Source organism: Pseudomonas mandelii, assembly GCF_900106065.1.
GTDB classification, from domain to species: Bacteria; Pseudomonadota; Gammaproteobacteria; order Pseudomonadales; family Pseudomonadaceae; genus Aquipseudomonas; species Aquipseudomonas mandelii.
This window is the reverse complement of sequence record NZ_LT629796.1, coordinates 631,247-656,037: the sequence shown is the minus strand read 5'-3', so window position 1 is coordinate 656,037 and position 24,791 is coordinate 631,247. Positions and strand designations below refer to the sequence as shown.

25 protein-coding genes, 1 tRNA gene and 1 pseudogene are annotated in these 24,791 nt (G+C 59.4%); 12 read left to right on the top strand and 15 right to left on the bottom strand.

Going from position 1 to position 24,791, the window contains the following annotated elements; translation table 11 throughout:
- Positions 1-31 precede the first annotated feature (31 nt).
- Positions 32-1,180 carry an L-threonine dehydrogenase gene (gene yiaY, locus BLU63_RS02975; protein WP_083374852.1) on the top strand — a complete coding sequence of 383 codons (1,149 nt, stop codon included), beginning with the start codon at positions 32-34 and terminating at the stop codon, positions 1,178-1,180.
- Here yiaY and BLU63_RS02970 read toward each other — a convergent pair.
- Positions 1,177-2,343: a multidrug effflux MFS transporter gene (locus tag BLU63_RS02970; protein WP_083374851.1), complete on the bottom strand. Its 1,167-nt coding sequence runs from the start codon at positions 2,341-2,343 to the stop codon at positions 1,177-1,179. The two genes, yiaY and BLU63_RS02970, sit on opposite strands and share 4 nt — an antisense overlap.
- Before the next feature lie 18 nt (positions 2,344-2,361).
- Entirely contained in the window at positions 2,362-3,594 is a 1,233-nt protein-coding gene (locus tag BLU63_RS02965; RefSeq protein WP_083374850.1) for an aminotransferase class I/II-fold pyridoxal phosphate-dependent enzyme, read from the bottom strand.
- 136 nt (positions 3,595-3,730) lie between these two features.
- Between BLU63_RS02965 and BLU63_RS33530 the strand changes: the two genes are divergently transcribed.
- On the top strand, positions 3,731-3,991 hold the full coding sequence (locus tag BLU63_RS33530; RefSeq protein ID WP_083374849.1) for a hypothetical protein: 261 nt from the start codon (positions 3,731-3,733) through the stop codon (positions 3,989-3,991).
- Here the strand turns inward: BLU63_RS33530 and BLU63_RS02955 are convergent.
- Positions 3,946-4,434 carry a DMT family transporter gene (locus tag BLU63_RS02955; RefSeq protein WP_083374848.1) on the bottom strand — a complete coding sequence of 163 codons (489 nt, stop codon included), beginning with the start codon at positions 4,432-4,434 and terminating at the stop codon, positions 3,946-3,948. The two genes, BLU63_RS33530 and BLU63_RS02955, sit on opposite strands and share 46 nt — an antisense overlap.
- A 77-nt stretch (positions 4,435-4,511) precedes the next feature.
- Here BLU63_RS02955 and BLU63_RS02950 point away from each other — a divergent pair, with 77 nt between their 5' ends.
- From BLU63_RS02950 to BLU63_RS02915, 8 genes are all read left to right on the top strand, one after another.
- Entirely contained in the window at positions 4,512-5,423 is a 912-nt protein-coding gene (locus BLU63_RS02950) for a LysR substrate-binding domain-containing protein (protein ID WP_083374847.1), read from the top strand.
- 37 nt (positions 5,424-5,460) lie between these two features.
- Positions 5,461-6,195 carry a PA3715 family protein gene (locus tag BLU63_RS02945; RefSeq protein ID WP_083374846.1) on the top strand — a complete coding sequence of 245 codons (735 nt, stop codon included), beginning with the start codon at positions 5,461-5,463 and terminating at the stop codon, positions 6,193-6,195.
- Between the two features lie 26 nt (positions 6,196-6,221).
- Complete coding sequence (locus BLU63_RS02940) at positions 6,222-6,950, top strand: PA3715 family protein (RefSeq protein ID WP_083374845.1); 729 nt, start codon at positions 6,222-6,224, stop codon at positions 6,948-6,950.
- Between the two features lie 6 nt (positions 6,951-6,956).
- Positions 6,957-7,394, top strand: a complete 438-nt coding sequence (fos, locus tag BLU63_RS02935) for a fosfomycin resistance glutathione transferase (protein ID WP_083374844.1) — start codon at positions 6,957-6,959, stop codon at positions 7,392-7,394.
- 43 nt (positions 7,395-7,437) lie between these two features.
- Entirely contained in the window at positions 7,438-8,076 is a 639-nt protein-coding gene (locus BLU63_RS02930) for a LysE family translocator (RefSeq protein ID WP_010462451.1), read from the top strand.
- A gap of 84 nt (positions 8,077-8,160) precedes the next feature.
- Positions 8,161-9,510, top strand: coding sequence for a sensor domain-containing protein (locus BLU63_RS02925; protein WP_083374843.1), 1,350 nt, complete (start codon positions 8,161-8,163; stop codon positions 9,508-9,510).
- Between the two features lie 117 nt (positions 9,511-9,627).
- Positions 9,628-9,786 carry a KGG domain-containing protein gene (locus tag BLU63_RS02920; RefSeq protein WP_010462447.1) on the top strand — a complete coding sequence of 53 codons (159 nt, stop codon included), beginning with the start codon at positions 9,628-9,630 and terminating at the stop codon, positions 9,784-9,786.
- A gap of 73 nt (positions 9,787-9,859) precedes the next feature.
- Positions 9,860-10,363, top strand: coding sequence for a DUF4142 domain-containing protein (locus tag BLU63_RS02915; protein WP_010462446.1), 504 nt, complete (start codon positions 9,860-9,862; stop codon positions 10,361-10,363).
- A 67-nt stretch (positions 10,364-10,430) separates the two neighbouring features.
- Here BLU63_RS02915 and BLU63_RS02910 read toward each other — a convergent pair whose 3' ends face one another.
- The gene (locus tag BLU63_RS02910) at positions 10,431-10,841 is read right to left on the bottom strand and encodes a low affinity iron permease family protein (protein ID WP_010462444.1); all 411 of its coding nucleotides are present in this window, start codon (positions 10,839-10,841) and stop codon (positions 10,431-10,433) included.
- 345 nt (positions 10,842-11,186) lie between these two features.
- On the opposite strand from BLU63_RS02910, the gene tam reads away from it, so the two are divergent.
- The gene (tam, locus tag BLU63_RS02905; RefSeq protein ID WP_083374842.1) at positions 11,187-11,957 is read left to right on the top strand and encodes a trans-aconitate 2-methyltransferase; all 771 of its coding nucleotides are present in this window, start codon (positions 11,187-11,189) and stop codon (positions 11,955-11,957) included.
- Positions 11,958-12,218: 261 nt separating this feature from the next.
- Here tam and BLU63_RS02900 read toward each other — a convergent pair whose 3' ends face one another.
- Together BLU63_RS02900 and BLU63_RS02890 are read right to left on the bottom strand one after the other, a co-directional pair.
- Positions 12,219-12,947 (bottom strand): class I SAM-dependent methyltransferase, encoded by a 729-nt coding sequence (locus BLU63_RS02900; protein ID WP_083374841.1) that lies wholly within the window; start codon positions 12,945-12,947, stop codon positions 12,219-12,221.
- 433 nt (positions 12,948-13,380) lie between these two features.
- Positions 13,381-13,644 carry a hypothetical protein gene (locus BLU63_RS02890; protein ID WP_010462435.1) on the bottom strand — a complete coding sequence of 88 codons (264 nt, stop codon included), beginning with the start codon at positions 13,642-13,644 and terminating at the stop codon, positions 13,381-13,383.
- A gap of 436 nt (positions 13,645-14,080) precedes the next feature.
- Between BLU63_RS02890 and BLU63_RS02885 the strand changes: the two genes are divergently transcribed.
- Positions 14,081-14,275 (top strand): DUF6500 family protein, encoded by a 195-nt coding sequence (locus BLU63_RS02885; protein WP_231990935.1) that lies wholly within the window; start codon positions 14,081-14,083, stop codon positions 14,273-14,275.
- Positions 14,276-14,419: 144 nt separating this feature from the next.
- Here the strand turns inward: BLU63_RS02885 and BLU63_RS02880 are convergent, their stop codons facing one another.
- From BLU63_RS02880 to uca, 9 genes and pseudogenes are all read right to left on the bottom strand, one after another.
- Positions 14,420-14,779 carry a helix-turn-helix domain-containing protein gene (locus tag BLU63_RS02880; protein ID WP_077749600.1) on the bottom strand — a complete coding sequence of 120 codons (360 nt, stop codon included), beginning with the start codon at positions 14,777-14,779 and terminating at the stop codon, positions 14,420-14,422.
- Positions 14,779-14,979 (bottom strand): annotated as a pseudogene (locus BLU63_RS02875) (type II toxin-antitoxin system HigB family toxin); the annotation flags it as partial. The gene BLU63_RS02880 and the pseudogene BLU63_RS02875, both read right to left, overlap by 1 nt.
- A 225-nt stretch (positions 14,980-15,204) precedes the next feature.
- Positions 15,205-15,278, bottom strand: a tRNA-Gly gene (locus BLU63_RS02870).
- Between the two features lie 181 nt (positions 15,279-15,459).
- Entirely contained in the window at positions 15,460-16,344 is an 885-nt protein-coding gene (locus BLU63_RS02865) for an alpha/beta fold hydrolase (RefSeq protein ID WP_083374837.1), read from the bottom strand.
- Positions 16,345-16,657: 313 nt separating this feature from the next.
- Positions 16,658-17,350, bottom strand: coding sequence for a pseudouridine synthase (locus BLU63_RS02860; protein WP_010462322.1), 693 nt, complete (start codon positions 17,348-17,350; stop codon positions 16,658-16,660).
- A gap of 57 nt (positions 17,351-17,407) precedes the next feature.
- Positions 17,408-17,602, bottom strand: coding sequence for a cysteine-rich CWC family protein (locus BLU63_RS02855; protein ID WP_010462319.1), 195 nt, complete (start codon positions 17,600-17,602; stop codon positions 17,408-17,410).
- A gap of 6 nt (positions 17,603-17,608) precedes the next feature.
- Positions 17,609-19,096 (bottom strand): sensor domain-containing diguanylate cyclase, encoded by a 1,488-nt coding sequence (locus BLU63_RS02850; RefSeq protein ID WP_083374836.1) that lies wholly within the window; start codon positions 19,094-19,096, stop codon positions 17,609-17,611.
- A gap of 210 nt (positions 19,097-19,306) precedes the next feature.
- Entirely contained in the window at positions 19,307-21,073 is a 1,767-nt protein-coding gene (gene atzF / locus BLU63_RS02845; RefSeq protein ID WP_083374835.1) for an allophanate hydrolase, read from the bottom strand.
- 26 nt (positions 21,074-21,099) lie between these two features.
- Complete coding sequence (uca, locus tag BLU63_RS02840; protein WP_083374834.1) at positions 21,100-24,741, bottom strand: urea carboxylase; 3,642 nt, start codon at positions 24,739-24,741, stop codon at positions 21,100-21,102.
- Between the last annotated feature and the right edge of the window lie 50 nt (positions 24,742-24,791).

The following is a 24,791-nucleotide window of genomic DNA, read 5'->3' as shown; positions in this document are numbered from 1 at the left end:
CTACCGATCGGTTTAGCCAGGAGAATCGCTCATGAGCAGCACGTTTTTCATTCCCGCCGTTAACATCATGGGCAATGACTGCCTGGACGAAGCCATGGTTGCCATTGGCAAATACGGCTTTCGCAAGGCGCTGATCGTCACCGACGCCGGGCTGGCCAAGGCCGGTGTGGCGAAGATGATTGCTGAAAAACTGGCAATGCAGGACATCGACTCGGTGATCTTCGACGGCGCCAAACCGAATCCGAGCATGGCCAACGTCGAGCGCGGCCTGGGCCTGCTCAAGGAAAGTCGCTGTGATTTTGTGGTGTCGCTCGGCGGCGGTTCGCCCCATGACTGCGCCAAGGGCATCGCGTTGTGCGCGACCAACGGCGGGGAGATCCGCGACTACGAAGGCGTCGACCGATCGACCCAACCGCAATTGCCGCTGATCGCGATCAATACCACCGCCGGCACGGCCAGCGAAATGACCCGTTTTTGCATCATCACCGACGAATCGCGCCACGTGAAAATGGCCATCGTCGACCGTAACGTCACGCCGTTGCTGTCGGTCAACGACCCGGCGCTGATGGTCGCCATGCCCAAGAGCCTGACCGCCGCCACCGGCATGGACGCGCTGACTCATGCCATCGAAGCCTACGTGTCCACCGCCGCCAATCCGATTACCGATGCCTGCGCACTGAAAGCCATCACCTTGATCAGCAGCAACCTGCGTCTGGCCGTGCGCAATGGCAGCGACATGGCGGCACGGGAAAACATGGCTTACGCACAGTTTCTCGCCGGCATGGCGTTCAACAACGCCTCCCTGGGATTTGTCCACGCCATGGCTCACCAGTTGGGCGGGTTCTATGACTTGCCGCATGGCGTATGCAACGCGGTGCTGCTGCCCCACGTGCAGAGTTTCAATGCGCAGGTCTGCGCCCCGCGCCTGACCGATGTGGCCCACGCGATGGGCGCCGATATCCGTGGCTTAAGCCCGGAAGAGGGCGCTCAAGCGGCCATCACGGCGATCCGCAGCCTGTCCAGCGACATCGAGATTCCCGCCGGTTTGCGTGAACTCGGCGCCAAGCTCAACGACATCCCGACGCTCGCGACCAACGCGCTGAAAGACGCGTGCGGCCTGACTAATCCACGGGCGGCGGATCAGCGCCAGATCGAGGAGATTTTCCGCAGCGCGTTCTAGTCGGTTTGCCGGCCGGGCGCGAGCCTCACGCACACCATCGCGCCCAAGGCCAGCAAGGTGCAAAACAGGGACAGTGGCCATGCTTGCTGGCTCGCGATCAGACTGGCAATCGCGCCGATGATGGCGGCCATCAGCTGGTGGATGAAACCACTCAACGCCATCGCATAAGCCCCGCCGACCGGCGAGCCGTCGTTGGCCAGGGACAGGCTGATCGGGTAGTTCAAAGACTGCCCGAACACGGCAAAGCAGTATGGCAACCAGAGCAGCAGCGCAACGGAAGTGCCCGCGATGCTCCCCAGCAACATCACCGCGCTACCGCCCAATACCAGGCCCACGCCCGCCGTCATCAGCCAGCGTTGACCGGTGCGAAGCACGAAGGCATTGACCCCCAAAGCCCCTAGGAAATACGCCGCGCTGATCGGCCAGCCCAACAGCCCGTATTCCACGGCCGACCAGTTGAAGGGGCCTTGCAGAATCAGCGGCGCTGCGGTGTTGAACGCAATGATCACCCCATAACCGAGGCCGCCGGCGAGTGCCGGCAGCAGGAAGGCGCGATCACGCAAAATGCGCCAGTAACTCGGCCAGGCGGACGACTGAACAGGCTCCTCGTTCAGCAGCGGGAACGTGACCCGCGCCACCGCCATCGCCATCAACAGACTCGCGCCACCCAACAGATAGAAAATCGCCGGCCAGCCCAGCACCACCTGAATGATCGACCCCAGGTACTGGCCGATCCCCAGCGCCACTACAAACGAAATCGAGAGCCAGGACAACGCCTTGGCCAGCAGGTCACCGCGGAAACTGTCGCGGATCAATACCCGCGCCATGACCGAAATCCCGCTGGCACCCATCCCCTGGACCAGACGCCAGAACAGGAACGTTTCAAGCGACTGGCTCAAGGGCAGGGCAAGGTTACCCAGCCCGTAGATACCGAGTGCGGCGAGCAACACCGGCTTTCGGCCAATGCGCTGCCCCAGACTGCCCCAGAACAACATCGGCAGCGCCATGCCGATCAGGTACACGGCCAACCCCCAGGACACCTGCGAGGCGTCGGCTGACAGACCCCGGGCAATGTCCGGCAACGCCGGCAGGTAAATGCTCATGCCCAGTTGGGCGAGAAACACCGTGCTGCAGGTGACGAGGAGGGTGGTGCTGCTCTTCATGGGGTCTTCCTTGGGTTTCTAGCTGAGGTCCCGGGTGTGTGCGGGTAAAAGCTCGGTGACGAGTTCACAGAAATGGCGGATCAGCATCGGCTCCATGTCGGCGCGCAAGGTGATTCTGATCGCAGCCTTGCCTTGTTCGACCACGGGGAAAAAGACTGTCGAGGTAAAGAAACCGAGATTGGCCAATTCGATGGCAATACGGTTGGCCAGCGTCGCTTCACCGCAGTGGATCAAGCGGATGGCCATGTTACTGCCCTGTTGTGCGGTTCGTATCAGGCTGTCAAAGAGCCGGATATTAGCCTGAAGTTTTTCCTGTAGCGCGACGAATGCCGGCGTGCGATGCAACTGGATGGAGGCCCTTCCCGCACCGATGGCCGCGCTGTTCAGACTTTGCGACCAATTGCTGGGGCCGCCATAACGTTGAATCAGCTTTTTCTGCCGTTCATTGCCCAGCATCACCAGCCCGCCGCTGGCGCCAAATGACTTGGCCAATGAGGCGACGATCAAGGCGTCATCGTCCAGAGCCTGCAACCTTGGGCGTACCAGACCGGCCCCGCAAGTGCCAACGGCGGACAGTGCGTGGGAGTCGTCGAGATAGAGAAAAAGGCCATAGCGATCCCTCAAGTACAACAGACCGTCCATGTCGGCGACTCCGCCCATGCTGTACGCGCCGTCGGCAACATACGCGACCCTGTTGTGGTGCTGGCACTGCGTTTCGAGGAAGTCCATGTCGTTGTGCGGACTGGTCACGACCTTGGTTTCGTCGGCGCAGGCGGCTTTGAGGTGATTCATCGAGTAGTGTGCCAACCGGTCAAATACCATCACCGGTGGCTGGTTCTCGGTAAATACGCCACTGGCCAGCAGCGGCAGGATGCCGGCACTCGCCGCGCTGCACGATAAGGTGCTTAGGCACGTGGCGCCGAACAGTGCCGAGAGCTCGGTTTCGTACAGCTCCAGGATCGCCAGTTTGCAGCGGTTTTTCGAGTTGGCGACGCGCAAGGTACCGGTTTCCCACAAAGTGGTCATGGCACCGTCGAGCAAATCGGGATGGTGATCCAGGCCCAGGTAGGAGGTGGTGCAGAAGTGATGAAAGGCGCGCCCATGTTGGTCAACCATGCGGTTGCTGCTTCTGATGTCGACGTTCAATCCCGCGACTTTCCCTGCTTCCGCAGTGTCCCAGCTGTGGTCCGCCAACGAGATCAGTTTTCTATAGTTGGTGAAAGTGTTTGTAGTGTGTGTTGTCGGGTCCATTTGAGGTGTCTGTCCTTGAGTGATGAAATCGTCCGTGTGTTTCCAGACTTTACAGAGAGCGGCGGGGGCATTGAATCGGCCGTTTCCTGTTCGGTTGAGTGTTACAAGAGATTTATGTGTAGGGCGACGCCCTGCGATGCTGTGGGCCAAAACCGGGCTATCCCGCCGACTCAGCCGAACTGAAGTCATCGAGCTGGTCAAGCAACTGGCGACCAGCGCCGACGTGCTGATCGAAAACCTGCGCCCCGGCGCCCTGGCAATGATCACTGATGTCCTGCGGGAGCGATCCGCGCCACGCCGCCGATCGGGTGGGAGCGAGCCTGCTCGCGAAAGCGGCCTGACAGTCCCCGCTCAACCCGCCGCCACCAACCCCTTCCCTGGCGCCGCACTGAACTGAATCAACGCGACCCCGGCGATCAACAAGACTGCCCCCAACACCCGCGGCAACGTCATCTGTCGTTCCACCAACCCAAACCACCCGAAGTGATCCAGCACCAGCGAAGCCACCACCTGTCCCGCCAGCGCCAACGCAATAAACCCCGACGCCCCCAGCTTGGGCAGCAGCATCAGCGCCAACGAAATAAAACACACCCCAAACGCACCCCCCGCCCACATCCACAACGGCGCCTTGCTGATGAACGCCAGTGACGGCAACGGCAAGCGCATTGCCAACATGATCGGCAACAACACGACGATACTCACCAGCAACGACGCTAGCGTCGCCCACAACGGATGGCCCAACCCACGCGTGAGGTTGGCGTTGATCGCGCTCTGAAACGGCACCACCGCCCCGGCAACCACGGCCAGCAGCAACAGCCCGGCCCAATGCACTGTACTCATGATCATTCTCCAACAGGTTTTGCTGGACTCTAGAGTATTCGTCGCGCAGATTTAAATTCCGAATTGCTATCCAGAACATGCACCAGATGAATGATCTGCGGCGTATCGACCTCAACTTGCTGGTGATCCTCGACGCCTTGCTCAGCGAGCAGCACGTCACGCGCGCGGCGCAGCGCTTACACCTGAGTCAGCCGGCGGTCAGTCATGCCCTGGCGCGGTTACGCGACTTGCTGGGAGACCCTTTGCTGGTGCGCGCGGGTGCCACGCTCGTACCCACGCCGCGAGCCATGGAATTGATCGCACCCTTGGCCGAAGCACTCGCTCAGGTGCAATCCTTGCTGGCCCCGAACGCTTTCGACCCGGCCACGGCCAAGCGCACGTTTCGTCTGGCAATGTCCGACTATGGCGCCGCCATCGTCCTGCCAGGGCTGATTCGCACCTTGCGCCGGGAAGCGCCGGGCATCGACCTGCAAATCAGCCACGCCAGCCGCGAAGGCATGCTCGACGCAGTACTTAACGGCGACATCGACCTGGCAGCAGGTGTCTTCCCTGAACTGCCAAACGAGCTGCGCAGCACGCCACTCTTCGAAGAGCACTACGCCTGCCTGGTCGACCGCAACAGCCTGCCTGCCAATGGCGTACTCGACCTGCCGACCTACCTCGCACGGCCACACGTCCTGCTGGAAATGCGCGGCAGCGGCACGCCTGAAATCGAGCGGGCGCTGACGGCGTTACGTGAACGCCGTCGCGTCGCGATCAGCCTGCCGCACTGGAGCGTCGCTCCGGAATTCATCAGTGGCACGGACCTGATTCTTACCGTGGCTTCACGTGGGCTGCGCGAGATTGATGAGCGCTCGCTGGTCGTAGTTGCGCCGCCGTTTCATATTCCGTCGTTTACGTTTGTGTTGGTCTGGCACACACGGCGGGGCGGGGATCAGGCGTTGAACTGGTTGAATGGGCGGATTGGGGAGGGGATAGTGCGCGCCTGAAATCATTCGTTTTTTTGAAACACACAAGGAACATGGAATGACATTGAAGTCTGGGTGGGTGAATTGTGTGGCGCTGTGCGGGTTGGTGATGACTACGCAGGCGTTCGCTGATTGTGAGAAGCCGTTTCTGGCGGGCGATTTCGGCTATTCGGTTTGCAAAGACTGGCCAGCCTATCCCGGGTTGACGATTACAGCGTTATCGCAGTTCGAATCGGGATATTCGGCAAGCGATTATGGTCCTCAGGGAAAATATGATCTCAATCTTGCCGTGGTGACGGCTGGCGATTCGAAACCGCTGGCGACGTATCACAAGACATCGGTTTTTGAATCGGATGCCATCGCCTTTGAGGGACTGCAACTCGATACCGCTCGTTACAAGCTCACTCCTGAAGTAAGAGCGTTTGGTGTGCGCGCCACGTTCAATGGCTCGTCTCGGGTAAATCCCGTGAGTGAAAAGTTGCTGTCGCTCTATGTGAAAGAGGGCGACAAGTTGCGTCCGGTCCTGGATAAGCTCATCACCTACGAGTATGGCGGTGAATGGGATGGCAATTGCGCCGGTGAGCGTTATCAATACACCCGTACCGTCGAAATCGGCCAAACCAGTTCACATGGATTCGCGGACTTGATCGTCAAGACCGTGTCCACCAGCGAAACAGGGAAAGGCCAAGGGGATGCATGTGAATCCAAAACCATGACAGCCAAACCGGTGCTGACAACACTTCGATATGACGGTAAAACCTACGTTCTGCCTCAAGGGTTCAAAGGCTTGTAAATCATGGGAAGCGATCAGGGAAGAACATGTTAACCACAAAGAAACGACTGAATTCACTTGTCTTGTTCGGCCTCATCACGGCTGTCAGCCAAGCGCAAGCGGGGTGCGAAGAAGCGCCCTCCGGTGAGCGAACGTTCACCCTTTGCAAAGTCTGGCCGGCGTATGACGACCAAACTATTGTGGCCACGTCGACATTCAAACCGGATTCCGCTGACGCGAACAACGATGGCGGAAACGTTGATCTGGAACTGTCGCTCATACGTTCATCCAGTTCGAAACGCCTGGCCAATTACCTTAAAAAAGATGCCTATTATTCAGACGCTGTGGCGTATGAAGGGTTGTCCATTGATACGGCACGCTACAAGTTGGCGCCCGAAAGTCGCGCTTTTGGCATTCGTTCGAGTTTCGAACACAGCTCGAGCGTAAACCCTTATCACAAAACCGAACTGGCCTTGTATCTCAAGGAGGGCGATACATTACGTCCAGTATTGGAAGGGCTAATCATTTCTACGAGCAGGGGCGAGTGGGATGGTAACTGCGCGGGAGAGGGCGAACGTACACAAAGAACCGTCGATATTGGCAACACAACTCATAACGGATTTGCAGATCTTGTTGTCAGTTCCACCGTGACGGTGACCAAAAACTTTCGGGTTGGAGAAGAGTGCAACGATACGTCCCGCAAGTTGAAAACAACTCGGGTTACCCTGGAATACGACGGCAAGCACTACGTCGTGCCAGTAGCACTCAAAGGTTAATCGCCCATGCTCTCCGGCCTCAACCACCTGACCCTCGCCGTCACCGACCTGAACCGCAGCGTGGCGTTCTATCAAGACCTGCTGCAACTGCGCCTCGAAGCCACTTGGGACACCGGCGCCTATCTGTCACTGCCGGGTTTGTGGCTGTGCCTGTCCGTTGATCCGCTGCGCAACTCGGGGCCCGCCGCCGATTACACCCATTACGCCTTCACCATCAGCGCAATCGATTTTCCCGTGTTCGTCGAACGCCTGCGATCCGCCAGCGTACAAGAATGGCGCGACAACCGCAGCGAAGGCGCGTCCTTCTATTTCCTCGATCCGGACGGCCACAAGCTCGAAGCCCACGTTGGCGATCTGGCGTCGCGGCTGGCCGCCTGTCGCGTGCGGCCGTATGCGGGAATGAAGTTCTTCGACGATCAGTCAGTCGATATACCCGGGACCTGATATAGACTTGCGCCCATTCACCAAATAGTTAAAGGGACTTTCAATGACCCCATCGCTGCTAATGGCCGTTCTCGCCTCGGGTTTCATTTATGGCATCACACCGGGGCCGGGCGTATTGGCGGTGTTCGGGATTGGCGCCGCGCGTGGACGGCGGGCCGGGGCGGGGTTTCTCTGTGGGCATTTGTTGGGGGACGTGGTCTGGTGCAGCACGGCATTGATCGCGATTGTCGGTGCCCGTGAAATCGGCAGCACGGCGTTTGATGTGCTGGGCGTACTCAGCGGGCTGTACCTGTTTTGGCTCGGCTTGCGCGCCATACGGGCGAAGCGCAGCAGCGCCGATGCCCCTCAAGGCCCGGCTCGCCAGCCCTTTTGGCACGGCATTCTGTTTGGCCTCACCAATCCCAAGGCCTACCCCGTGGCGGTGGCGACGTTCACTGCGCTGCTGTCCAGCCGGGCGGAGTTGCTGCACTGGTCAATGTTGCCTTGGTTGATTGTCCTGAGCTTCGTCGGCGGTCTCATGGCCTACGCTATCCTCATTGGCATTGTTGGTGCACGGCAAGTTCGCACCTTGTATCAGCGCCATGAACTGGCGATCACACGGTTATGTGGGGTGATGTTTATCGGTTTCGCCATCAACGCCCTCGCTCATGCACTGCCGGGGCTGGTGACGAACAAGGCTTGAGGTTGAGCGCACGGATGCGTCAATGCCCGATGGGTCATGGAGGGGCTTTTTATTGCTGCATTGTCCGGAAACGCTTATCGCACCATGGCAACCAGAAATTCCGCGCCGTTGGCGAGCTACATCGATCTCTTGCTGGACGCCGTCTGTGCGGTGGATAAACAAGGTCGCTTCGTATTTGTCAGCGCGGCCTGCGAGCGTATTTTCGGCTACACCCCGGACGAGCTGATCGGCCAGCCGATGATCGACATGGTGCACCCCGCCGATCGCCAGCGCACCCTCGACGCCGCGCGCGAGATCATGGGCGGTGATCCCAAACTCAACTTCGAAAACCGCTACCTGCGCAAGGACGGCGCGGTGGTGCATATCCTGTGGTCGGCGCGCTGGTCTGAAGTCGATCAGTTGCGCATTGCTGTGGCCCGGGACATCACCGAGCGCAAGCAAGCCGAATCCCGGCAAGCGGCGTTATACGCGATCTCCGAGGCGGCTCACGCAGCGGAAGATTTGCTGGCGTTGTTCAAGCGCATCCACTTGATCATCGGCGAATGGCTGCCGGCACTGAATTTCTCCGTGGCGCTGTATGACGAGCACTGTGCGCAGCTGAACTTTCCGTATCACGTCGACGACCATGAACTGCAGCCCGAGCAGCCCGGAACCATGACCGGGCGCCTCTGTGCCGAAGTGATTCGCAGCGGTCAGCCGATTTTGCTGACCCTGGACCAGGACACTCTGCCAGAAGGCTTTGAGGCATCGGTCTCCGGACAGGACTCGCCTTGCTGGCTGGGTGTCCCGTTGAACTCGCAAAACGGCATCATTGGCGCGCTGATCGTCAAAAGCGTACCGGGTGGCGAGCGCTACACCGAGCAGGACAAGGAGCTGTTGCAATACGTCTGCGCCCAGGTCGCCACCGCAATCGAGCGCAAGCAGTTACATGCCCGGTTACAACGCATGGCCCAATACGACCAACTGACTCAACTGCCCAACCGGGCGTTGCTGCGCGACCGGCTTCAAAATTCGCTGGCGCAGGCTCGCACGGATTCCGGGCGGATGGCATTGCTGTACGTCGACCTCGACCGCTTCAAGGAGGTCAACGACACCCATGGCCACGCAGTCGGCGACATGCTGTTGCAGGCGGTCGCCAATCGACTCAAGGGCTGCGTGCGTGAGACCGACACAGTGGCGCGTATCGGTGGGGATGAGTTTGTGGTGTTGTTGCACAGCATCCACGCGGCGGAAGACGCTGACAACGTTGCGGGGAAAATCCGTCAGGTGCTGGCGCAACCCCTGCGCCTGGACGGGCAAAGCGTGAACATCCGGCCGAGTATCGGCGTCGCGCATTACCCCGAGCATGGCACCGAAGAACAGCAACTGTTCCGGCATGCCGATGAGGCCATGTATGCGGCCAAGCGCCAACATCATCAGCGCCTCGGGGCCTGAAAAATCGGCCACCGTTCGTCGCGGCGACTCCAACTTTTCTAAACCTTTGCGGTGATCGAAATTCAGATTTTATGCGGGCTCCTGCTCGCCGCGATCATCACCAAGAGGTAGAGAATCATGCCTAACTCAAGAAACTCGAACTCGGGAAACTTCGCTAACGATCGAACGAAGGCGTCAGAAGCCGGTCGCAAAGGTGGGAAAACTACCACTACGACCGTCGATAAAGACCCTGCGAAACCCGATATGGGCCGCAAAGGTGGTCAGAAGTCGAAGTAGTCGCAAGGTAGTTTTGATTGAGAGGCGGGGGCGAAAGCTCCCGCTTGAATTTTTATAGAAGGAGGGCGCGACCATGAGCCGGATGGCCACCCGATTACGCACTGCCAGTCTTGTCACGTTGCTGGGCCTGTTTGCCAACAGTGCCTTCGCCCAGTCGCCCGCCGAGTTCATCAACGATGCGTCGGCCAAAGGCATGGCCGACATCGAAGCCAGTCGCCTGGCGCACCAGAAAAGCGAATCCAAAGAGGTCAAGGACTACACCATCGTGGTCATCAACGACCGCACGACCGCCAACCAACACTTGGCGAAAATCGCCAAACAGCTGGATTTGCCGGTTGCCCCTCGCGAAGAAGTGGTCGACAAGGCCAAAGCCTTGATGCCGGAAGTGAAGGACGGCGCATCCTTTGATCAGGCTTATACCGCCAGTCAGGTGAAGACGACCCAGGAAGCCATCGAGCAGCTTCAACAAGTCGCTCAGACCACCGACGTGCCGCAAATCAAAGCCTTCGCTGAGGAAACCTTGCCCAAACTGCAGAACCACCTGGAAATGGCCAGAGCGTTGCAAGCCAGTCGCTAGACCAGGCGATTAACGGTGTTGAACGCAAACGGCGCGTGATTCACATCACGCGCCGTTTTGTTTGTGCTCAGCACTCATTCAAGTCCTGTTTGCGCTTGCTCGTAGTGGCCAGCCCCGCCAGGTCATGCACGTCTTTTTCGCCCATGGCGCGATAGTGTCTGCGTAACGCTTCCAGTTGCTTGAGGTCCAGCAATTCCAGCCCCAGCATCGCGTTCTGCGCCTCTTTGTTCACCCGCAGCAACTCATCGATTTTCAAGTGCAGGATGTCGGTGTCGCGGTTCTGCGTGTTCTGGATCAGAAACACCATCAGGAACGTGATGATCGTGGTTGAGGTGTTGATGATCAGTTGCCAGGTGTCGTTGTAATCAAATATCGGCCCGCTCAACCCCCACAGACCAATCAGTATCAACGCCCCCATAAACGTCTTCGGACTGCCGGCCCACAGGGCGAGTTTCTGCGAGATTTTTGCGAATTTCATTGCCGTGTTCCTTATAGGGATGCGCCTGATTTTTCAGACAGCGACGGCGGGTTGAAAATTCTACTTACATTTCTGTGCTCATAAAAAATGACTCACTCATCACCTATTCGCCGCGCCGACTTCAAGTGAGGCGAGTTCTGGGGGGCAACATGGCTGGAAACGGGGGGGCATTTTGGTGGTCATTCGATGAGGCGGACGCTTGAGGCGGCGGCCTTTGGTTACACATGGCATTCGGTCAACTGACATGTCGCCATAGGTCGGATAGGGCAGGGCGCGCCAGTCGAGGTATCGTGGCGAACCGGTTGTGCGCCGCTGGCCACAACAACGTATCGACAGGAGAACGCAATGAGTTGGTCCGCCAGACAATACGTCGCTTTTGAAGATGAACGCACCCGCCCGGCCCGCGATTTGCTGGCGGCGGTCCCGCCCGTGGACGCGCGATCGGCCATCGACATCGGTTGCGGCCCCGGCAATTCGACCGAGTTGCTGGTGGAGCGCTTCGCCAATGCCACGGTGCGTGGCCTGGACAGTTCGACCAATATGATCGACGCCGCCCGCAAGCGCTTACCCCAGCTGCAATTCGACACGGCTGACATTGATACCTGGAACGAGCCGGGGCCGTTCGATGTGATTTTCGCCAACGCGGTGTTGCAGTGGGTGCCCGACCACGCGACGTTACTGCCTTCTCTGGCCGCCCGACTGAGCGATGGCGGCAGCCTGGCCATTCAAATGCCCGACAATCTCAACGAGCCGTCCCATCGCCTGATGCGCGAAGTCGCTGCCGATGGACCGTGGGCCAGCAAGTTGGTAGACGCCGCCGGGCAACGCACGGACATGGCGAGTGCCAGCGAGTACTACTCGATGCTGCGACCGCACTGTGCGCGAGTCGATGTGTGGCGCACCACGTACCATCACCCGCTCGCGGGCGGCGCCTCGGGGGTGGTCGAGTGGTTCAAGGGCAGCGGCTTGCGGCCGTTTCTCGAGCCGCTGAATGACGCGGAAAAAGAGCAATACCTCAAGCAGTATCAAGCTGCGATCGAGCAGGCCTATCCGGCGCTGAGCGATGGTTCGGTGCTGTTGCCATTCCCGCGGTTGTTTATCGTCGCGACGCGCTAGGGCAAAAAGGGACGGATAACGCCGAACGTTATCGGTCCCTTTGCCTGGCACTCAGGTATTCAAAAATAAACGAAGCAAAGCCGAACAACCCGATCATCGAAATGATCATGATCCCCAACTCTGAATTGTCCATGTTGATCTCTAGGTGAAAGGTGAGCCGGCACAATAAGGTATCTGTGGACAGGTCCGACGCAGCGATACGTTGTCTTTACCGGGTATCGGAAATTCATATGCAAAAATTACGATGACCCGGCGTGGCCCTCAGCGCTGAACGCTGACCAGCATCATCATCGGCCGCTCCCGCTCTTCGGCCAGGGCTGGTTGCGCCGCCACCTCGGCATCGCTCGGGCCCCATTCGTTGACCTGTCGGATGCTGAAACCTGCGCCAATCAGCGTATTCAGCAACGTGCCTATCGTGCGGTGCTGTTTGATCACGCCTTCGGCCAACCAGTTGGTCACCCGCTCGCCTTCCCGTTGATAACTGTCCAGCGGCCAGCGCTTGTTCCCTTCGCTATCAATCAGCCAGCCCGGATTGCGCGGTGCCATGAAGATTGGGTGTTCGATGGAAAATACGAAACGTGAACCGGGTTTCAGGGCCTCATGGATTTTGGCAAACAGACCCGGAAGATCCTTGATGTAGTGCAACGCCAGGGAGCTGTAGGCGAGGTCGAAACTGGCTGCGGGCAGGTCGAGTTGTTCCAGATCGGCGCGGGCGTATTGGATGTTGTCCGCTGACGTGGTTTTGCGCGCCTGCTCCAGCATTTTTTCCGAGACGTCCAGACCGAGCACGCTGTCGGCGCCGTGTTCACTGGCCCAGCGGCAGAACCAGCCGTAACCGCAGCCGAGGTCTACGGCCTTCAGGCCTTTCATGGGCGGCAGCATTGCTTTGAGCGCAGGCCATTCGGGCGCTGCGTCGAGACCGCTGATGGAGCGCGCCATCTGGCTGTAGCCCTGGAAAAACTCCGGGTCGTCGTAGATGTTTTGAGTCATGTTTGGATTGCTCTGTTGAGATCGTTCACGGGCGGCACCTGATGTGCGGCCGATTGGGTTCCCTCGGAGAGTGATGGCGCGTGTTCGTCGATGGCCGCGCAGGGGAGAGGGTGGTTGAAGATAGGGGAGATGCTAGCGGGTTGGGCGATGAGGGGAAACGGGTTGAACGTTGGGGATTTGTAAGCTCGATCCAATCGCAAACTGGCCATCCAGAACAATGCCAGGCAGTTAAGCGTGACACCGAACCTGTGGCGAGGGAGCTTGCTCCCGTCGGACTGCGCAGCAGTCCCTTTTTGGAGGCCGCTTCGCGACCCGGCGGGAGCAAGCTCCCTCGCCACAGTGATAGAGCGCTCGTGCGATCTCGTGGTGACCAATGACAGCCGGTCATGACACGCAAAGGGCGCCTCGATAGGCGCCCGCTCCAACGTCAGAACTATTCCGCATCCATGCGTCGAGCGATCACGTCCAGCACATCGCAACCGTCGCGCAAGGGCACGCAGCACAGCAACGCAAAGTCGCTGAGGATCACCGCGTCAGACGTGATGTCGCCTCGCATCGCGAGGTTTTCAAGCAGCTGCGTCACGGCCCGAATTCTGTAACTGGCGGTGCTGAGCAGTGAATGCAGCGGTTGGGTGGTGTTGACGTAGAGCGAGGGAAGGTCGTCGGCGTTGCTGGTTAAAGCCATGTATTCGTTCATGAGTGATTACCGTTAGTAGGTGAAACACCTACCACTCGATCGTCGCCAAACAATAGGGTGGCAGCTGTACGCAGGTTGGCGAACCGGACAACGGTGAAACCGGCAGACCCGAAGGTCTCCCACGCACAGCTACCAAAAAAAGCGCAGCAAAGTGCAGTCAGAAAAAACTCCGATAAGCTCGGAGTGAATCTGAATCGTTGTCATCGAGTCGCCAAACCCGATACGTCTTTTGGACGCGCTCGGACTATAGGCCTCGTGACAAAAACACTGCAATGCGCAAGTCTACGGACAATTCCCACCGTAGTGTAGGACCTTGCCTTTTTGAAAGTCGGCTTCGCTCGAAGCCCCGAAAGATGGGCAATCGGTACTGAATTTGGCCGCGACCGAGACCATTAATAGATTGAGAGAAATGATGCGAGAAAGCTTGAGGCAAAAGATGATCGAGGTCTGTGACAAGAAAATAGAGCAGAAGGGGCCGACTGTCGGGCTCTCTTTCTATGCTTTCTTCGCGAACAAAAATGATGATCCAGTGCTTTTAATGGAAGCCGCCCAATGGTGGATCGCTAAGCACAAGCTCGACCATTTTGAAAAGGCCGCAAAAATAAAGCAGATGGTAGAGCGGAAAGACTAGGAGCACTGGCGCAGTCTGTCCCGTCCTGGCAATGATTTACGCCTGTACGCAGATTTCTGCCACATCCTCAGCAGGAAAAATCACCTGAATCCCACCCAGAAAAAAACCGGCTATCAAGGACCGGTTTTTTGTCAGGACTGCACGTCAGGCAACACCCGCAAGCAAACTTTCGTAAGGTATCCGCAACCCGTCGTGTAGACGTTTGATCATCGACAGGCTCAGTTTGCGCTTGCGGTTCAGCACTTCGGATACGCGCCCGCTCGTCCCAATGAAGGGTTCCAGGTCGCGAGGGGTCAGCCCTTGCTGTTCCATACGAAATTTAATGGCCTCAATCGGATCGGAGGGCGGCATTGGGTAATGCTCGTCTTCGTACTTTTCGATGAGCAGCGCCAGAATTTCCAGCTCATCACCTTCAGGCGAACCAATGTCTGCCCCCCACAGTTGCTCTATACGAGTAAATGCAGCGGTCAGATCTTCCTGGCTGCGAATCGGTTTAATGTCCATTACACGGTCTCCGCGTTGATCTGATCATATTGGGCGTGGGTGCCGACGAATCGTATGAAACCAAGCTGTCGCAGATAGTCGATTGCCAGAATCACTCGATATTTGTTGCCGCCGATGTTGAATACAACCCTGCCGCCCTTGAGGATGCTCGCCGTTCTCAGCTCCGCCTTGACCTCTTGCGGCGTGCGATAAATGGCTTTTCACCGTGCCATGCCGCAATGCTTCGCAAGGGGTTTGAAACCGACTTGCAATGATGAAATCTGTTAATGAGGCAAGAAAAACGCTAACAAAACATCACTTTTGCGCGAAAACGCTAATTTCCGCCCTGAAACACAAACCCCACCCACAAAAAAACCGGCCATCAAGGCCGGTTTTTTCTTTACCTGCGTCCCCCGTCAAAAAACAACGTGAGACAAAAATTCGATTGGAGCGGGTGAAGGGAATCGAACCCTCGTTATCAGCTTGGGAAGCTGGAGTAATGCCATTATACGACACCCGCTCAGAGCGGCTGACTTTGTACCAGATGTGCGCGTGGAAATGAAGTTTTTCTTTGCGCAGGATAGCTTTGGCGCAGGTGACACAAGACATCAGACCGCGTAACGGTCGTTCGCGGGCAAGCCTCGCGCCTACAGGAATGCGTTCAACACTGTAGGGCGAAGCTTGCTCGCGATGACGCTGTTTCAGATGGCCAATGCATGTTGGTCCTGGACGTAGTGGTAACGCGGTCGGTTGGTGTGTTGCGCCGGTTTCAGGAAGCCCATCAGTGCGTCGCGGCTGTCTCGGCAGGCGGCTTTGTGTTCCATGTCGAGAAAGTGGCCGGTGGCCTGCAGGGTGCTGAAGGTGGCGTCTTGCACGTGGTTGGCGAACAACCGGGCGCCATCGGCGGCGGTGTATTCGTCCCATTCGCCGTTCATGAACAGCACGGGCACGTTGATTTTCTCTGCCGCTTTGAGAAAGCACTGGCGGTCGCTATGGAGCAGGTCGCTGATGTGGAAGTGCATCTGCCCGTATTCATGCTCGGCGAGCGAGCTGACGTGGCGATAGTTGAAACGCTTGAACAACGTCGGCAGGTGTTTGCCGATAGTGCTGTTCACCAGGTTGCCGACCCGATCTCCATCCCGACTGCCGAGGTAATCAATGCCGCGCTCGAGGTAATCGAGCATGTGCGCGTTGATCTCCGGGGAGAACGAGCTGATCACGGCTTTTTCGATGCGCCGTGGCTGTTGGGCCAGGGCGACCAGGGTCGCGGCGCCACCCCAGGAAAACGACAGCACGTGTTCGGCGGCGAAGTGGTCGATCAGCTCCAGGAGGATCTGCCCTTCGACTTCCTTGGTCAGCAATTTCTCATGCAGGTTGTGGGCTTTTGACTTGCCCGCGTAGGGCTGGTCGTAGCAGACCACATTGAACTGCGGGTGAAGGTTTTTCACGGTTTGTGCAAACGACGCAGTCGTGGCCATCGAGCCGTTGACCAGAATTATGGTCTTCTCTGCGGCGTCTGCGCGATAGAACTCCGTGTAAACCCGATACTGACCCTGTATATCCAGCACAGCGATTTCTGGCCTCATGTCATAAGACTCCAAGCAAGCGGGTATGCGCGCAAATGAGATTGCACGAGCTTTGTGACAGGTAGGCATACGCCTTGAATTTGGAGGCCCATGTCGATCCAGTGCAGTCCGGTCGACGGGTATTGTTATTGGCGGGCAGTTTGCCGGTCTGAGGCGGAACCTGAGGGTTCTCTAACCGGCAAAAAGTTTCTTAGAAGTATGTTGTGACTCGTCGGTCACATTTCGGCCGACGTCCTGATTCAAGCAGGGGTCACGTCATCGCGCAAGTGTCATTCGTAAATTGTTCGACAACTTCTGCTGAGCGGTAGGCTGCTTAGATCAAATGGATCTCTTCGGTGCGCAATGCTCGGTACTCGCCCGGTTTCAGCGCATTATCGAGCACCAGCGGGCCCATGCTTTCGCGGTGCAGGCGCAGCACTTTGTTGTCGAAGTGGCCGAACATCCGCTTCACCTGATGGTACCGGCCCTCGACGATGCTCAGTCGCGCCGCTTTCGGCCCGAGTACGATCAGCTCGGCCGGTTGCGTGGTGAGGTCTTCGAACGCGAAGTACAGACCCTCGGCAAATTTCAATGCGTATTGCGGGCCAATCTCCTGCTCGGTCTCGACGTAATAGACCTTCGGCAGTTTGGTCTGCGGCTGAGTCAGGCGCCGCGACCAGCTGCCGTCGTTGGTGATCAGCATCAGGCCGGTGGTGTTGAAATCCAGGCGACCGGCGATGTGCAGGTCATCGCTGTCCGGCTCATGGATCAGGTCGAGTACGGTCGGATGCTCCGGGTCGCGGGTGGCGCTGACGCAGCCGGGCGGTTTGTGCAGCATGAAGTAGCGTGCGGGCTTGCCGACTTGCAGGACTTCCCCGTCGACCTCGACACGGCTGAACTCGAGCACTTCGGCATGCGGGTCGCTGACGATTTTTCCGTCAACCTGAACGCGCTTTTCCACCAGCAACAGGCGTACCTGCTTACGGTTGAAGCGCGGCAGGTTGCTGAGGAAACGGTCAACGCGCATGGCTGGGGATCGGTTGGAAAGGGGCCGCGTATCTTACGTGATCGGCCGGGCGGCTGCTTACAACTGCGCCTCGACCTCGGCGCAGCGCGGGCACAGGCAGGATTTGTCGCGCAGTTCGGCTGGCAGCGCTTCAAGCACAGCGGGGTCGATACTGACGCCAAAGCACCAGCACGCCTGATCGACGGTGCGCGGGTCGGCCAGGGTGCAGGCGTTGGCGGCGCCGCAGGCGGGGCATTGGTCTGGCTTGTTCATGCAGGACTATTCATAGCTGGAGTGAGGCATTTCCACGCAGGTTCGGTTACGGCCGGCCTGTTTGGCCCGGTACATCGCATGATCGGCCCGGGAGAGCAGGGTGTGCAAGGTTTCATCGACTTGCAAGGTGGTGAGGCCGATGCTGACGGTCAACTGCAGTTCCTTGCCGTCGTAGGCATAACGCTGTTGTTCGACATGTTGACGAATTTTCTCGGCGATCATCAGACCGGTCTCACCGTCGGTGTCCTTGAGCAGCACGATGAACTCTTCGCCACCCCAGCGGCAGACGATGTCGGAGTGTCGCAGGCAACTCTCCAGATCCCGCGCGAAACCGATCAGCACCTGATCGCCGGCCAGGTGGCCGTAGGTGTCGTTCAAAACCTTGAAATGATCCAGATCCAACAACATCGCGGTCAGCGGCTTGGGCTCGCGCCGGGCTTCGAGCATGGCCTGCGCCGCCAGCAGGTCGAAGCCACGACGATTCGGCAGTTCGGTCAGGCTGTCGAGCGTCGCTTGTGCCTGGATCTTGCCTTGGTAGCGCTTGATCACGCGGTTGAGCAGCAACAGCACGATCAGCGTGACAAGCAGACAAATCAGCAGATTGAGGTACAGCGACTGGCGGATTTCACTGAGGGCGCCGTCCTCGCGCTTGTCGACAAACAGGTACCAGTTCAGCTCGGGAATGAACCGCACGTTGAGGAAATGGCCCTGGCCCTGGACGGAATATTCATAGCTGCCGCTGTGAGGTTTTGGCAGCTGACTGACCAGGTCCTTCATGTAATCGAGGTCGCCGAGCTTCTGGCCGATGTGCGCGCCTTGTGGGCCACCCTCGGCGCCCGTCAGCACCAAGCGGCCGAAGTTGTCGACGAAGTACACGCTGCGCTGGTAACGCTGTTGGTATTTGTCGATCAGCTTGATTACCGCATCGACCGTCAGGCCAACGCCGGCAGCGCCGATGAAACGGTTGTTGTAGTCATAAACCTTGTAGTTGATGAAGAAGGTCAGGTTGTCTTTGTTGGCGAGGTCCGGGTCGACATTGATCTCGTAGGGATCGGCCATGTCGCGGACACGGAAATACCAGGCATCGCGAGGTTCCGTGGACTTGACCTGTTTGAGCACGCCTTTGGCGTGGTAGTAGGTGAGGCTGGTGTTGGAGACAAAAAATGCCGTGTAGGCGCCGTAGTGGGTCATGACCTCGTTGAGGTAGCGAGTCATTTTCTCGGCGTCTTGCTCGCCGTTGACCACCCAGTCACGCATGAAGGTGTCGCGGGACATCATCGAGGAAATCAGGATCGGTCTGACAAGGTCTTTCTGGATTTCCGAGTAGACCGTGTCCGAGGTCAGCGGCAGCTCGGTGTTGACGATGCTGTCACGGATGGAGGCTCGCGAGGCGTAGTAACTGAGGAAAGAGGTCGCGAGAAAGCCTGCGCCCAACAACGCGATGAGCGTCAGGACCAACGAACGTTGCGAATACAGCGGCGAGTGAAGCGGCATGGCGATTCCGTCGGCAGTGACCCAATGGCAGGCATTCTAATGGCACTGCGGGGAAAATAACTGCTCTATGTGCAGCGCGAATGATTGTCCACACACGCCTCCTGCGGGAGCTTGATCATTCCCACGCTCCGCGTGGGAATGCATCCTGTGACGCTTGCGATGGGACGCGGAGCGTCCCGGGCGGCATTCCCACGCAGAGCGTGGGAACGATCATTTGGCGAGGTAAGCACGCCATCCGCCTAAATGGCTGATATTGGCGGCCCCCTCCAACCCATACGCTTCACAGATAAACCCGCTCTCCCAACGCCCGTCCGCCAGTTGCACCTTGCCCAACCCCAGCGGCGCCGGAATCCCCGTCAGAAAAGAGCCCAGTTCACTGCTCGGCAATTCCCAAACCTCCACCGCAATCGCCACGCCGCCATCCTTCACCCGCACCATCCCCGGACGAAACGGCGGACCGCCGGCCAACGCATACAGCTGATAATCCGGCGAACTGTAAGTCGTCTCAACCAACCGAGCCCCGCGTCGCTTCAGTTGCCAGTTCAACGCCAACCCATCCAGATGCGCGCCACAGACCACCAGTCGTGCGCGATCATGGCGGGCGACAGTCGTCGGTCCAGGCTCAGCCGAGCGGCGCTGCAAAGCATCCGCCACTCCCAACAAATACTGATCGGTAAACGCCCGGCCAAACACGGTCACACCCCAGGGCAAACCATTGCCCATGAAGCCGCTGGGCACGGCGACGGCCGCGTAATCGAGCAGGTTCATGAAGTTGGTGTAGTAACCCAGTTCCGAATTGCGCAGGACCGGTTCGGCGTCCAGTTCCGCCGATGTGACGGGGCGGCCGATGGTGGGCGTGACGACACAATCAAGATTTTCCAGCGCCTTGTCGCACAGCGCCTTCAAGGCTTGCAGCCGATATTGGGCACGGAACGCCTGCACGCCCGTCACCGCCGGCGCCTTGGCCAGCACCGCGCGAATCACCGGCAAAACGGCTTCGGGATTCTGCTCCATCAACTCGCCGGCCACGCTGTAACGCTCGGCCACCCACGGGCCTTCATAAAGCAAACGCGCCGCTTCGAGGAAAGGCGACAGATCCAGTTCCACAGCTGTACCGCCCAGTGCCTTGAGCCGATCGATGGCATCACCGAACAACAACGGGCCTTCAGGGCAGCCGAAGAATTCCAGGTCCTGCGCACGCGGGACGCCGAAACGGAACAGACGCGGCGTACCGAACGCCGACCCGTCATTCCACAGCGGGTTGCTGCGGCTGTATTCATCTCGCGGGTCGAGGTGCGCGGTCAGCGCCAGCAACTGGCTGGCCTCCCGAGCCGTTGCGGTGAACGTCGTCACGCAATCGAGCGTGCGACAGGCCGGCACCACACCCGCCGTGGAGATAAGCCCTTTGGTGGCTTTCAATCCCACCAGATTGTTCAACGCCGCCGGCACACGTCCCGATCCTGCCGTGTCCGTACCCAACGAAAAACTCGCCACGCCCAGCGCCACCGCCAGCGACGAGCCGGCGCTGGAACCGCCCGACGGATACTCCGGCAGCACGCTGTTCGGGCACGCGCCATACGGCGAGCGACTGCCGTTCAACCCGGTTGCGAACTGATCAAGGTTGGTCTTGCCCAGCGGAATCGCGCCCAGCGCCAGCAACTGCTCGACGATGGTCGCCGAACGCTGCGGCACATAGGCAAACGCCGGGCACGCGGCGGTGGTGGGAATGCCCGCCAGGTCGATGTTGTCCTTGATCGCGAAGGGCACGCCGTACAGCGGCAGGCTGTCGAGGTCGCCACCGTCGAGCGCGGCGAGGTACGGTTCCAGTTCCTCGACACTGAGCAAGTGGATGAACAGGTGATAATCCGGGTTCAGCGCTGCGGCTTTGTCACGCAGGCCCAGCAGCAATTGACGGGGTGTGATGTTGCCGACGCGATAAGCGCTGCGCAGGGCGTCGAGTTGCAGATTGATATTCATGGCGTCATTCCTTTTTCAAAATGGGTTCAGTCGAGTTCCAGCACCACGACGCGCTGTCCGGCGCGCACCGCCGAACCCGGTTGCACGCGGACCTCGCGCACCACGCCGGCCATGGGCGCGAGCAGCGGAATTTCCATCTTCATCGACTCCAGAATCACCAGCACATCGCCGGCGGCGACCCGGCTTCCGGTCTGGACCTGAACCTGCCAGAGGTTGCCGGCGATGTGGCTGTCGACGCTCATTTCATTGCTGGCGAGTGGTGCGTCTTCGGTGGCTTCGGGGGCCGGTTCCTCGCTGTCGAAATGCGCCTGGCCGCTGGCGATCCAGCGCTCGCGTTCGGCGTTGAACGCGCCTTTTTGCTGATCGCGAAACGCCGCGATGGTATCGGCCTCTTTCGTCAGGAAGGCCTGGTAATCCGCGAGGTTCAACTGACTGTGTTCGATGTTCAAATCGAAGCGCCCGAGCGGGAAGTCCCGACGGATGCGCAGCAGTTCCTCGGCGCTCACCGGGTAGAAGCGGATCTGATCGAAAAAGCGTAGCAGCCACGGTTTGCCGTCGAACGCGGCGACTTCGCGATAACGGTTCCACATCTGCAACGTGCGACCGACAAACTGATAACCGCCGGGGCCTTCCATGCCGTACACGCACATGTAGGCGCCACCGATGCCCACCGAGTTTTCCGCCGTCCAGGTGCGCGCGGGGTTGTATTTGGTGGTGACCAGGCGATGGCGCGGGTCGAGCGGGGTGGCGACCGGTGCGCCGAGGTAAACGTCGCCCAGGCCCATCACCAGATAGCTGGCGTCGAACACCGTGCGCTGCACTTCGTCGAGGTTCGGCAGGTCGTTGATGCGACGGATGAACTCCAGATTGCTTGGGCACCACGGGGCGTCTTTGCGCACGGTGGTCATGTATTTTTCGATCGCCAACTGACAGGCCGGGTCGTCCCAGGACAGCGGCAGATGCACGATGCGCGACGGCACTTGCAGGTCCCGGGCGGCGCACACGGCATCCCATTCACCGGCGACAATGCCGAGCAGGTCGGCCAGCGGCAGTTGTTCGGGTTGGTAGTGGATTTGCAGCGAGCGAATGCCCGGTGTGAGGTCGATGACACCGTGCAGGGTTTTGCTTTCCAGGGCTTGCATGAGGGCGTGGGCGCGGAAGCGCAGGACGAGGTCAAGTTCAGGTGCGCCGATCTCAAGGAGAAGGTGCGTATCCCCCGACAACCTCGCAACCAACCGCGTATCCCCCTGACCCAACTCCAAAACAACAGGCGACACAATCCCTTGTAGGAGTGAGCCTGCTCGCGATAGCGGTGTGTCAGTCACATCAACGTTGGCTGTACCGCCGCCATCGCGAGCAGGCTCACTCCTGCAGGGGGTATTCCATTTCAGGGCGAGGTTGCGGGCGGTTTTTAGATCGACCGGGAGGAACTGGACTTTGTCCCCGGCCTTCAGTTGCCCAAGCTGCCAAAGGTCCGCCTCAATCACCGTCACCGGGCAGACAAACCCGCCCAGGCTCGGACCATCCGGCCCCAAAATCACCGGCATGTCCCCGGTGAAATCCACCGCACCAATGGCATACGGATTGTCATGGATGTTCGATGGATGCAGCCCCGCTTCACCCCCGTCGGGCCGAACCCATTCAGGCTTCGGCCCGATCAATCGCACGCCGGTGCGGCTGGAGTTGAAGTGCACTTCCCACTGGGTCGCGAAAAAGGTGCCGATGTAGTGCTCAGTGAAATATTCCGGGGCACCGTGAGGGCCATAGATCACCCGGATCTGCCGCACGGCAGGTAACTCGGTGACGTGGTCCAGTTGTTGACCGACGCGGCTGTCGATCAAGGCAGGCACATGCAACACATCGCCCGCCCGCAACGCACGACCACCATGTCCACCAAACTGTCCGAGGGTGAAGGTGCTTTTGCTGCCCAGATAATCCGGCACTTGCAGGCCACCGCGCAGGCTCAGATAGCTGCGAGCTCCGGCCCCGGCAATCGTGCCGAGGCTCAGCGTAGCGCCCGCTGGAATCAGCAACGCCGTGTTCATCGCGACGGTTTCACCGTTCAACGTCAGCGGGATGACGGCCCCGGTCACCGCCACCACGGCCTCGCAGTTGAAGCGCAGCAACGGCCCGCTCATGGTGATTTCCAGCGCCGCAGCGCCTTCGTCATTACCCAGCAGAAGATTGCCCAGACGCAACGCGCGACTGTCCATCGGCCCCGACGGCGGTACACCTACCGCCCAATAACCGAGACGGCCGGGATAGTCCTGAACGCTGGTCTGAGTCCCGGCGCTGAGCACTTCAAAGGTGTTGGCCTGATACACCAGGCCTTCCAGGCAACGGGTCCACGGCTGGCCGCTGGCGAACGGCGCATCGAGCAGAATTTGCCGCAGGTAATCGCGGTTGGTTTCCACGCCGTACAGCAGGCTGTCGCCCAGCGCCTGATGCAGATCCGCTGCGGCCTCTTCACGGGTCGGCGCCCAGCAGATGACCTTGGCGATCATCGGGTCGAAGTACGGCGGGATCTCGCAACCGGCTTCGACCCAGGTGTCGATGCGCAGGTGTTTGCCGTCGGCAGCAGGGAAGTTCACGGCGGTCAGCAAACCTGGGCTCGGCTGGAAATCGCGGCCCGGATCTTCGGCATACAGCCGCGCCTGAATCGCATGACCGTCGGCTTTCAAGCCTCGGCTCAAGTCGCTCAATGGCGGCAAATCACCGGCTGCCAGTTCCACCATCCAGCGCACCAGGTCTACGCCCCACACTTGCTCGGTGACACCGTGCTCCACCTGCAAACGAGTGTTCACTTCCAAGAAGTAGAAGCGCTGATCTTCGCTGTCGAAGACAAATTCCACGGTGCCGGCGCTGCGGTAATTCACCGCTTTCGCCAGTTTGATCGCCGCCGCGCAGAGTTCTTCAGCCATGCCTTCGGGCAAGTTCGGCGCGGGAGTCTCTTCGAGGACTTTTTGATTGCGGCGCTGCACCGAGCAGTCGCGCACGCCGAGGGCAATCACGTCGCCGCGACCGTCGCCGAACACCTGGACTTCCAGGTGGCGGGCGCGCTGGATGTACTTCTCGATGAACACGCCGGCGTCGCTGAAATTGTTCTGGCCGAGGCGTTTGACCGCTTCGAAGGATTCACTCAACTCGGCTGCGCTGCGGCACACGCGCATGCCGATGCCGCCACCGCCTGCCGTGCTTTTGAGCATCACCGGGTAGCCGACCTGGTCGCCGGCAATCAGCGCCGCGTCGAGGCTGTCGAGCAGTTCGGTGCCTTCGAGCATCGGCACGCCGTGTTGCTTGGCCAGGGCGCGCGCGGTGTGTTTGAGGCCGAACACGCGCAGTTGCTCCGGCGTCGGGCCGATGAAGGCGATGTCGGCGGCTTCGCACGCTTCAGCAAACGCAGCGTTTTCCGAGAGAAAACCGTAGCCGGGGTGGATCGCCGTGGCGCCCGAGGCTTTGGCGATGGCGAGGATTTTGTCGACGGCCAGATAGGTGCCGGCGGCGGCGCCTTCCCCGAGGCTGTGGGCTTCATCGGCCTGCAGGATGTGCAGGCTCGCGGCATCCGCTTCGGAGTAAACGGCAACGACCTTGACCTGCACGTCACGCAGGGTGCGCAGGATGCGGCAGGCAATGGCGCCACGGTTGGCAATCAGGACTTTTTCGAACATGGCATAGACCCCGGAGGGGATGCGGGCCGTCCCGCAGTTTTTCGATGAGC